Annotated in this window: 8 protein-coding genes; 7 read left to right on the top strand and 1 reads right to left on the bottom strand. The window is 62.2% G+C overall.

The genetic code is table 11. The features are described from left to right. Positions 1-164: 164 nt before the first annotated feature. The gene (gene rnz / locus M2416_RS22720) at positions 165-1,085 is read right to left on the bottom strand and encodes a ribonuclease Z (RefSeq protein WP_076945789.1); all 921 of its coding nucleotides are present in this window, start codon (positions 1,083-1,085) and stop codon (positions 165-167) included. A 142-nt stretch (positions 1,086-1,227) separates the two neighbouring features. Between rnz and M2416_RS22715 the strand changes: the two genes are divergently transcribed. The 7 genes from M2416_RS22715 to menE all read left to right on the top strand — a co-directional run bounded on the left by M2416_RS22715 (position 1,228) and on the right by menE (position 8,841). Beyond that, positions 1,228-1,704 carry a GNAT family N-acetyltransferase gene (locus M2416_RS22715; protein WP_076945788.1) on the top strand — a complete coding sequence of 159 codons (477 nt, stop codon included), beginning with the start codon at positions 1,228-1,230 and terminating at the stop codon, positions 1,702-1,704. 129 nt (positions 1,705-1,833) lie between these two features. Beyond that, on the top strand, positions 1,834-3,129 hold the full coding sequence (gene menF, locus M2416_RS22710) for an isochorismate synthase MenF (RefSeq protein ID WP_259226942.1): 1,296 nt from the start codon (positions 1,834-1,836) through the stop codon (positions 3,127-3,129). 76 nt (positions 3,130-3,205) lie between these two features. Next, positions 3,206-4,876 (top strand): 2-succinyl-5-enolpyruvyl-6-hydroxy-3-cyclohexene-1-carboxylic-acid synthase, encoded by a 1,671-nt coding sequence (gene menD, locus M2416_RS22705; protein WP_076945787.1) that lies wholly within the window; start codon positions 3,206-3,208, stop codon positions 4,874-4,876. Next, positions 4,873-5,631, top strand: coding sequence for a 2-succinyl-6-hydroxy-2,4-cyclohexadiene-1-carboxylate synthase (gene menH / locus M2416_RS22700; RefSeq protein ID WP_259226939.1), 759 nt, complete (start codon positions 4,873-4,875; stop codon positions 5,629-5,631). Before menD ends, menH begins: the two co-directional genes overlap by 4 nt. Before the next feature lie 14 nt (positions 5,632-5,645). Then, positions 5,646-6,503 (top strand): 1,4-dihydroxy-2-naphthoyl-CoA synthase, encoded by an 858-nt coding sequence (gene menB / locus M2416_RS22695; RefSeq protein ID WP_259226937.1) that lies wholly within the window; start codon positions 5,646-5,648, stop codon positions 6,501-6,503. After that, positions 6,503-7,468 (top strand): o-succinylbenzoate synthase, encoded by a 966-nt coding sequence (menC, locus tag M2416_RS22690; protein ID WP_259226935.1) that lies wholly within the window; start codon positions 6,503-6,505, stop codon positions 7,466-7,468. Before menB ends, menC begins: the two co-directional genes overlap by 1 nt. Then, positions 7,465-8,841: an o-succinylbenzoate--CoA ligase gene (menE, locus tag M2416_RS22685; RefSeq protein WP_259226934.1), complete on the top strand. Its 1,377-nt coding sequence runs from the start codon at positions 7,465-7,467 to the stop codon at positions 8,839-8,841. Before menC ends, menE begins: the two co-directional genes overlap by 4 nt. Positions 8,842-8,862: the final 21 nt, after the last annotated feature.

The raw sequence follows: 8,862 nt of genomic DNA, 5'->3' as shown, positions 1-8,862 counted from the left end.
AGAGGGTAATCGCGTTGTGTGCGTTTAACATATTGGTTCATCACATCTTCCTCAGTGTGTGAGTAAAATGTGTCAACGCTATTCAGGACGGGTCAGCTGCAAAAAAACCGCCGGTCTACGATCGGCGGTTTTTTTATGCGCGTCGTTAAGCCGGGCCAGCCCGTTTAGCGGATGGGATAGACCATAAAATCCTCCGCCAGCAGGGTCTGCGGGAAGATCTCCCGGCACTCCGCCAGCAGGCGCTGACAGCCCTGCAGGTCGTAGCGCGAGCTGAAGTGGGTGGCGATAAAGGTGCCGACCCCGGCATCGCGCGCCAGCGCCGCCGCCTGCTGGCTGGAGGAGTGTCCGCGAGCGTTCGCCTTCTCGGCCATCGCCTGTTCCAGGGTGGTTTCATGAATCATGACGTCCACGCCCTGCGCCAGCTCAAGCGCCGCCGCACAGGGCGCCGTATCGCCAAAGATGGCCAGCTTTTTCCCCGGCGTCGTCGGGCCAAGATAGCGGCAGCCGTCAACGATGCGCCCGTCGGCAAGCTCGACGCTCAGCCCCTGTTTGAGCTGCTGAAACAGCGGCCCGGAGGGAACGCCGTCGGCGATAAGGCGGGCCGCGTCCAGGGTGCCGGGCTTGTCGTGCTCTTCAATGCGGTAGCCGTAGCACTCCACCGGATGGTTTAGCGGCCAGGCCGTGACCCGATATCCGGCGTCGTCCAGGATAAGACCGGGGCCAATTTCGACAATATCCAGCGGATAATCGGTCCACGAGCCGCTGAGGCGCAGCGCCACTTCGACAAACTCCCGCAGACCTTTTGGCCCGTAGAGGGTCAGCGGCAGCGAGTTGCCCTGCATTGAGCGGCTGCATAGCAGGCCGGGGAGGCCAAACAGATGGTCGCCGTGAAGATGGGTAATAAAAATTTTATTCAGCTTGCCGGGGTGCAGGGCGGTATGCAGAAACTGATGCTGGGTGCCTTCTCCGCAGTCGAACAGCCAGACCTCCGCCGCCGTTGGCTGTTGCAAATTCAGCACGATAGACGTCATATTACGCGTACGGGTCGGCACGCCAGCGGATGTCCCCAAAAAAGTTAATTCCATCGTCCTGTGTCCTTAGGGCGTGAGTCAAAAACAGAGTATACCCGTCATCCTTCAGGTTGCGCGCGCTGGTTGAGCCTGTTGCCTTCAGCCGCTCGCCTGCCGCCGGAATGATGCAGGGCCCACTTCAATAAAGGAATAATAGATGATGATATGGCAGGATCTCCACCATAGCGAGCTGACCGTCCCGCAGCTCTATGCGCTGCTAAAGCTGCGCTGTGAAGTCTTTGTCGTCGAGCAAAACTGCCCCTATCAGGACGTTGACGGCGACGATCTGATCGGTGAAAACCGTCATCTTCTCGGCTGGCGCGGCGATGAGCTGGTGGCCTATGCGCGGATCCTGAAAAGCGCAGAGGATTTCGAACCGGTGGTTATTGGCCGGGTTATCGTCAGCCCGACGGTGCGAGGGGAGAAGCTCGGCTATCAGCTGATGGAGAAGGCGCTCGCCAGCTGCACCCGCCTGTGGCCGCAGAAGGCTATCTATCTCGGCGCTCAGGCGCATCTACAGTCCTTCTACGCCAGCTTCGGCTTCCAGGCGGTGACCGACGTTTACGACGAAGACGGGATCGCGCATATCGGCATGGCCCGCGAGGCCGTAGCGGACCCGCTCCTGCCCAGGTAGCCGCCGACTATCACGACTTCCTGAAATGACGGACGGGCAGGCAGCTAAAAGCCGCTCCCTCATCGTGGGTACTGCTATTTCTTGCCAGGACCCCGTATAATGTGGGGTTTTTATCCTCTGGAGGTTTGCGTGCTGTCTGTTTCCGCTGCGCTGGAAAGCTTACGCGGCTGTCTGAACGATGAGTTTCCCGCATCGTCCGGCACGCGAATTTTCGATGTTTCGTTTCCTCTCCACGACGCGTTTGATCCCCTGCTGTGGTGCGGGCATCAGCCTCAGTGGCCGCAGTTTTACTGGCAACAGCGCAGCGGCGACGAAGAGCTTGCCGCGCTCGGGGCGGTGAAAACATTCTCTTCTCTGGCTGAAGCGCAGCGTTTTTTACAGCATCAGCAGCATCAAGACCTGCGTATTTGCGGCCTGAATGCGTTCAGTCCGCAGGTCGGGGCGCTGGTGCTGCCGCGGCTGGAGTGGCGTCGGGTGGGGGGCGAAGCGTCGCTGCGGCTGGTGCTGTGCAGCGACGCTTCGCTGCGCGAAGATGCTCATGCGGCGCGCGAGTTTCTGCACTCCTTGACGGCGGAGCAGGCGCGACCCGCGGCGATACCTGAGCTACTCAGCGAACGGCACGTCCCGGAATATCCGCGCTGGCGTGAGCTTATCCTGCAGGCTACCCGGGCCATTGCGGCCGCAGAGATGGAAAAGGTCGTCCTGGCACGCGCCACGGACCTGCGCTTTGCCGCTCCCTTAGATGCCTGGTCGATTATGGCCGCCAGCCGCCGCAGCAACTTTAACTGCTTCCATTTCCTGATGGCCTTTAACCCGCAGCAGGCGTTTTTCGGTTCAACGCCGGAGCGGCTGTGGCGTCGGCGCGGCACGCTGCTGCGCACCGAGGCGCTGGCGGGGACCGTCGCCGGGCATGCTGACGATCGCCAGGCGCAGGCGCTGGCCGACTGGCTAATGCACGACGATAAAAACCAGCGGGAAAACATGCTGGTGGTGGAGGATATTTGCCAGCGTATGCAGGATGAAGTGCAGATGCTGGAGGTGCTGCCGCCGCAGGTGGTGCGCCTGCGTAACGTACAGCATCTGCGGCGCTGCATCTGGACGGCGCTAAACGCACCCGACGATACCCGCTGCCTGCACCAGCTGCAGCCTACGGCGGCGGTCGCCGGGCTACCCAGGCGGGCGGCGCTGGACTTTATCACTCAGAATGAACCCTTCATCCGCGAATGGTATGCCGGTTCCGCCGGCTATCTGTCGCTGGCACAAAGCGAATTCTGCGTAGCGCTACGCTCGGCGAAGGTGGAGAACGACACCCTCAGGCTTTACGCCGGCGCCGGGATTGTCAGCGGTTCCGATCCTGAGCAAGAGTGGCAGGAAATTGAAAATAAAGCGGCGGGGCTGCGTTCGTTGCTGCTGAGAAAAATGTAGATAAACGACGCATATCAATACTCCATCACTTTGTATTACCTATACTTAGCCTCAATATTTGATATCGGACAATTTCATGTCAGTAAGCGCATTTAACCGACGCTGGGCGGCGGTGATCCTTGAAGCATTAACCCGCCACGGCGTGCAGCATATTTGCATTGCGCCGGGGTCGCGCTCGACGCCCTTAACGCTGGCAGCCGCGGAAAACCGCGCATTGATTCCCCATACTCATTTTGACGAACGCGGGCTTGGCCACCTGGCGCTGGGGCTGGCGAAGGCCAGCCGGCAGCCGGTGGCGGTCATCGTCACCTCCGGTACCGCCACGGCCAATCTCTATCCGGCGCTGATTGAAGCCGGACTGACCGGCGAAAAGCTGATTCTGCTTACCGCCGACCGGCCGCCGGAGCTTATCGACTGCGGCGCCAACCAGGCTATCCGTCAGCCGGGCATGTTCGCATCGCACCCGTCCGAAACCCTCTCTTTGCCGCGTCCTTCGCAGGATATTCCCGCGCGCTGGCTGGTCTCAACCATCGACCAGGCGCTGGGCGCGCTGCATTCCGGCGGCGTGCATATTAACTGTCCGTTTGCTGAGCCGCTGTATGGCGATATGGACGATACCGGCGTGAGCTGGCAGCAGCAGCTCGGAGAGTGGTGGCAGAGCGATACGCCCTGGCTGCGTCAGTCGCTGCATCTCGGTAGCGAAAAGCAGCGTGACTGGTTTTTCTGGCGACAAAAGCGCGGCGTGGTGATTGCCGGGCGCATGAGCGCCGCCGAAGGAGTACAGGCCGCCGCGTGGGCGAAAATGCTCGGCTGGCCGCTGATTGGCGACGTGCTTTCGCAAACCGGGCAGCCGCTGCCCTGCGCCGATTTATGGCTGGGTAACGGCAAAGCAGTTAGCGAACTGGAGCAGGCGCAAATCGTTGTCCAGCTGGGCAGCAGCCTGACCGGAAAACGTCTTCTGCAGTGGCAGGCGAGCTGCGAGCCCGAGGAGTACTGGCTGGTCGATAATTTACCCGGCCGTTTAGATCCGGCCCAGCACCGCGGCCGCCGTCTGGTCTGCCCGGTGGGGGAGTGGCTTGAGCTGCATCCGGCGGAAAAACGTCAGCCCTGGGCGACGACGCTGCCGGTTCTTGCCGAGCAGGCCTGGCAGGCGACGGTCGAATGCAGCGCGCGCTTTGGCGAGGCCCAGCTCGCCCACCGCATTCATCGCTATCTGCCGGATCAGGGACAGCTGTTTGTCGGCAATAGCCTGGTGGTGCGCTTAATTGACGCGCTCTCGCAGTTGCCGGCGGGATATCCGGTCTACAGCAATCGGGGCGCCAGCGGCATTGACGGCCTGCTGGCAACCGCCGCCGGCGTGCAGCGGGCCAGCGCCCGCCCTCTGCTGGCGATCGTTGGCGATCTTTCTGCGCTCTACGATCTGAATTCGCTGGCGCTGCTGCGCCATGCCTCGGCGCCGCTGGTGCTGATTATTGTCAACAACAACGGCGGGCAGATCTTCTCTCTGCTGCCGACGCCGCAGGAAGAAAGGCGCCAGTTTTATTTAATGCCGCAGGATGTCAGCTTCGGGCATGCCGCGGCGATGTTCGATCTCGGCTACCACCGCCCGGGCAGCTGGGACGAGCTGGAGACGGCGCTGTCCGGCGCGTGGCGGACGCCTGGTGCGACCGTGATTGAGCTGGCGGTGAACGAAACCGACGGCACCCATACTTTGCAGCAGCTGCTGGCGCAGGTGAGTCGTCTATGAGTTTGCACGCCGAGTGCGAGCGCGGCCAGGCCCATCAACCCTGGCTGATTTTTTTACACGGTTTTTCGGGCGACAGTCGCGAATGGCGGCCGGTCGGGGAGGCGTTTAGCTCCCGTTCGCGGCTCTATATCGACCTGCCAGGCCACGGCGGTTCCCGCGATATTCAGGTCGGTGATTTTGCCGATGTCTGCCGGCTGCTGCAGGAGACTCTGGATAGTTACAGCATCCTTCACTACTGGCTGATTGGCTACTCCCTCGGCGGCCGCATCGCGATGGCCTTTGCCAGCCAGCCGCGCGACGGTCTGTGCGGGCTGGTCGTGGAGGGCGGTCATCCGGGACTTGTTGACGATAGCGAGCGCCTGCAGCGTCGGCGCAGCGATGCGGCCTGGGCCGAACGCTTTCGTCACGAACCGCTGCCCCAGGTTTTTGCAGACTGGTACCAGCAGCCGGTTTTCGCCTCACTGGATGCGCAGCAGCGAGCGGACTTAATCGCGCTGCGCAGCCGCAACCATGGCGCCAATCTGGCCGCCATGCTGGAGGCGACGTCGCTGGCGGTCCAGCCCGATCTGCGCCCGGCGCTGCGCGCCTGCCGCTTTCCTTTTCACTATCTTTGCGGCGCGCGCGATGACAAATTCCGCGCGATAGCCAGCGATTTAGCCGCGACGATACACGTTATTCATCATGCCGGGCACAACGCGCATCGGGAAAATCCCGCCGCGGTAACTGCCTGCCTGGCGCAGTTTTTAGCAAGTTAACTAAAGGACATTCTATGATCTCTCTTGATGAAGCCATGCTCTACGCCCCCGTTGAATGGCACGATTGTTCCGAAGGCTATACCGATATTCGTTACCAAAAATCGACGGACGGTATTGCTAAAATCACCATTAACCGCCCACAGGTGCGTAATGCATTCCGTCCGCTGACCGTAAAAGAGATGATTCAGGCGCTGGCGGATGCCCGCTATGACGACAATATTGGCGTCATTATCCTGACCGGCGAAGGGGACCTGGCGTTCTGCGCCGGCGGTGACCAGAAGGTGCGCGGCGACTACGGCGGCTATCAGGACGATTCCGGCGTGCATCACCTGAACGTGCTCGATTTCCAGCGTCAGATCCGCACCTGTCCGAAACCGATCGTCGCGATGGTCGCCGGCTACTCCATCGGCGGCGGCCACGTGCTGCATATGATGTGCGACCTGACAATCGCGGCAGCAAACGCCATCTTTGGTCAGACGGGGCCGAAAGTCGGCTCCTTCGACGGCGGCTGGGGCGCAGCCTATATGGCTCGCATCGTTGGCCAGAAAAAAGCGCGCGAAATTTGGTTCCTGTGCCGCCAGTACGACGCGCAGCAGGCGCTGGATATGGGGCTGGTCAACACCGTCGTCCCGCTGGCCGATCTGGAAAAAGAGACCGTTCGCTGGTGTCGCGAAATGCTGCAAAACAGCCCAATGGCTCTGCGCTGCCTGAAGGCGGCGCTGAACGCCGACTGCGATGGTCAGGCGGGTCTGCAGGAGCTGGCGGGTAATGCCACCATGCTGTTCTACATGACCGAAGAGGGGCAGGAAGGGCGCAACGCATTTAATCAGAAGCGTCAGCCGGACTTCAGCAAATTTAAACGGAATCCGTAATGCGCCGGGCGCAGGTTTACCGCTGGCAGATACCGATGGACGCGGGCGTGGTTCTGCGCGAACGGCGGTTAAAAACCCGTGACGGGCTGTTCGTCCATCTCCAGGAGGGCGAGCGCGAAGGTTGGGGAGAGGTTTCTCCTCTGCCGGGATTTAGCGAAGAAACCCTGGAAGAGGCGCAGGCTGCGCTGCTGGCGTGGGCGACGGCCTGGCGTCAGGGACAGGATCTTCCTTTTCCTCCGCAGCCCTGTGCGGCGTTCGGGGTCAGCTGTGCGCTGGCCGAGCTGAATGAGCAGCTGCCGCAGGCGGCAGATTATCGCGCCGCGCCGCTGTGCACCGGCGATCCGGACGAGCTGTTTGCCAGGCTCGCAGCGATGCCGGGCGAGAAGGTCGCTAAGGTCAAAGTGGGCCTGTATGAGGCCGTACGCGACGGCATGGTTGTGAATCTGCTGCTGGAGGCGATCCCCGAGCTGCGGCTGCGTCTGGACGCTAACCGTGCCTGGACGCCGCTCAAAGCGCAGCAGTTCGCAAAATACGTGGATCCGCAGTATCGCGATCGCATTGCTTTCCTCGAGGAGCCGTGCAAAACCCGGGCTGATTCCCGCTCTTTTGCGCAAGAAACCGGCATTACCATCGCCTGGGATGAGAGCCTGCGTGAAGCCGATTTTTGCCTGCAGGCCGAGGCGGGAGTTGGGGCGGTGGTGATTAAGCCAACCCTTACCGGTAGCCTGCAAAAAGTGCAGGAGCAGGTTGCCGCCGCCCACGCTCTGGGGCTGACGGCGGTCATCAGCTCCTCGATTGAGTCGAGCCTTGGGCTGACGCAGCTGGCGCGTATTGCGGCCTGGCTGACGCCGCAGACCGTTCCGGGCCTCGATACGCTGGCGCTGATGCAGTCCCAGCTGGTGCGCCCGTGGCCTGAAAGCACGCTGCCGTGCCTGTCAACGGATGCGCTGGAGCCGCTGCTGTGATCTTTCGCGACTGGCCGTGGCACCACTGGCGTCAGCGGCGGGGCGAGGCGTTTGCTCTGCGGCTGAACGACGATAGCCTGACCTGGCAGCAGCTGTGCGACCAGGTTGACGCGCTGACGGCAGGGTTTGTCGCTCAGGGCGTAGGTGAGGGCGATGGCGTTATTCTGCGGGCCCACAACCAGCCGGCGGCGCTGCTGGCCTGGCTGGCGCTGCTGCAGTGCGGCGCCAGGGTGCTGCCGCTTAATCCCCAGCTGCCGTCGGCAATGCTGGCGCAGCTGCTGCCGTCCCTCAATGTGCACCATCTGCTGGCGCTTAGCGGCGAGGATAATGACGCCCTCGGCTATCCGCCGCTGGCTATGCGCGCCGATGCCGGAGAACGCAGCCTGGCCTGGAGCGAAGATCGTCTGGCGTCGATGACGCTGACCTCTGGCTCTACCGGGTTGCCGAAGGCCGCGGTGCATACTTTCCGCGCTCATCTTGCCAGCGCGCAAGGGGTGCTGGCGATGATCCCGCTGGCCGCCGACGATGACTGGCTGCTTTCCCTGCCGCTGTTTCACGTCTCGGGACAGGGAATTCTCTGGCGCTGGCTGCTGGCCGGATCGCGTCTGACGGTGCGGGAAAAGCGGCCGTTAGAACAGGCTCTGCAGGGCTGCAGCCACGCGTCGCTGGTGCCAACGCAGCTGTGGCGGCTGCTCAACGGCGATGCGCAGGTATCGCTGAAGGCCGTTCTTCTGGGCGGGGCGGCGATCCCCGTCGAACTGACCGGGCAGGCGCGGGAGAGAGGTATTCGCAGCTGGTGCGGATATGGCCTGACCGAATTTGCCTCGACGGTGTGTGCCAAAGAGGCCGACGGCGAGGCGGATGTTGGACAGCCGTTGCCCCAGCGGGAACTGAAAATTGTCGACGGCGAGGTTTGGCTGCGCGGGGCCAGCATGGCGGCGGGCTACTGGCGCGACGGCGGGCTGGTGCCGCTGGTTAACGAGCAGGGTTGGTTTGCCACGCGCGATCGCGGCGAGCTGCGTAACGGTAGGCTGACCATCCTTGGGCGTCTGGATAATCTCTTTTTCAGCGGCGGTGAGGGGATCCAGCCGGAAGAGGTTGAACGGGTGATTATGGCTCATCCGCAGGTTCGCCAGGCGTTCATCGTGCCGTTGGATGATGCCGAGTTTGGCCAGCGTCCGGTGGCGGTGGTCGAAGGCGATGAACGGTGCGACATGGCCACTTTAGCGGCCTGGGTCGAGAATAAGCTGGCGCGCTTTCAGCAGCCGGTACGTTGGCTGGCGCTGCCCGAGGCGCTGAAAACCGGCGGCATAAAGATTTCGCGTCGGGCGTTACGCGAGTGGGTCAACGCGCATCGGGACGATTGCGCTTAGAGCGGCGGATAGCTATCGCTA

The organism is Klebsiella sp. BIGb0132 (genome assembly GCF_024810075.1).
Lineage (GTDB): Bacteria > Pseudomonadota > Gammaproteobacteria > Enterobacterales > Enterobacteriaceae > Klebsiella > Klebsiella terrigena.
The sequence above is the reverse complement of the archived record's forward strand: the minus strand, read 5'-3'. Positions and strand labels throughout refer to the sequence as shown.

Excerpts from the sequence above, each read along its gene's own strand:
- menB (WP_259226937.1), top strand. The coding sequence starts at position 5,646 with ATGATCTCTCTTGATGAAGCCATGCTCTACGCCCCCGTTGAATGGCAC.
- menC (WP_259226935.1), top strand. The coding sequence starts at position 6,503 with ATGCGCCGGGCGCAGGTTTACCGCTGGCAGATACCGATGGACGCGGGC.
- menD (WP_076945787.1), top strand. The coding sequence starts at position 3,206 with ATGTCAGTAAGCGCATTTAACCGACGCTGGGCGGCGGTGATCCTTGAA.
- M2416_RS22715 (WP_076945788.1), top strand. The coding sequence starts at position 1,228 with ATGATGATATGGCAGGATCTCCACCATAGCGAGCTGACCGTCCCGCAG.
- rnz (WP_076945789.1), bottom strand. The coding sequence starts at position 1,085 with ATGGAATTAACTTTTTTGGGGACATCCGCTGGCGTGCCGACCCGTACG.
- menH (WP_259226939.1), top strand. The coding sequence starts at position 4,873 with ATGAGTTTGCACGCCGAGTGCGAGCGCGGCCAGGCCCATCAACCCTGG.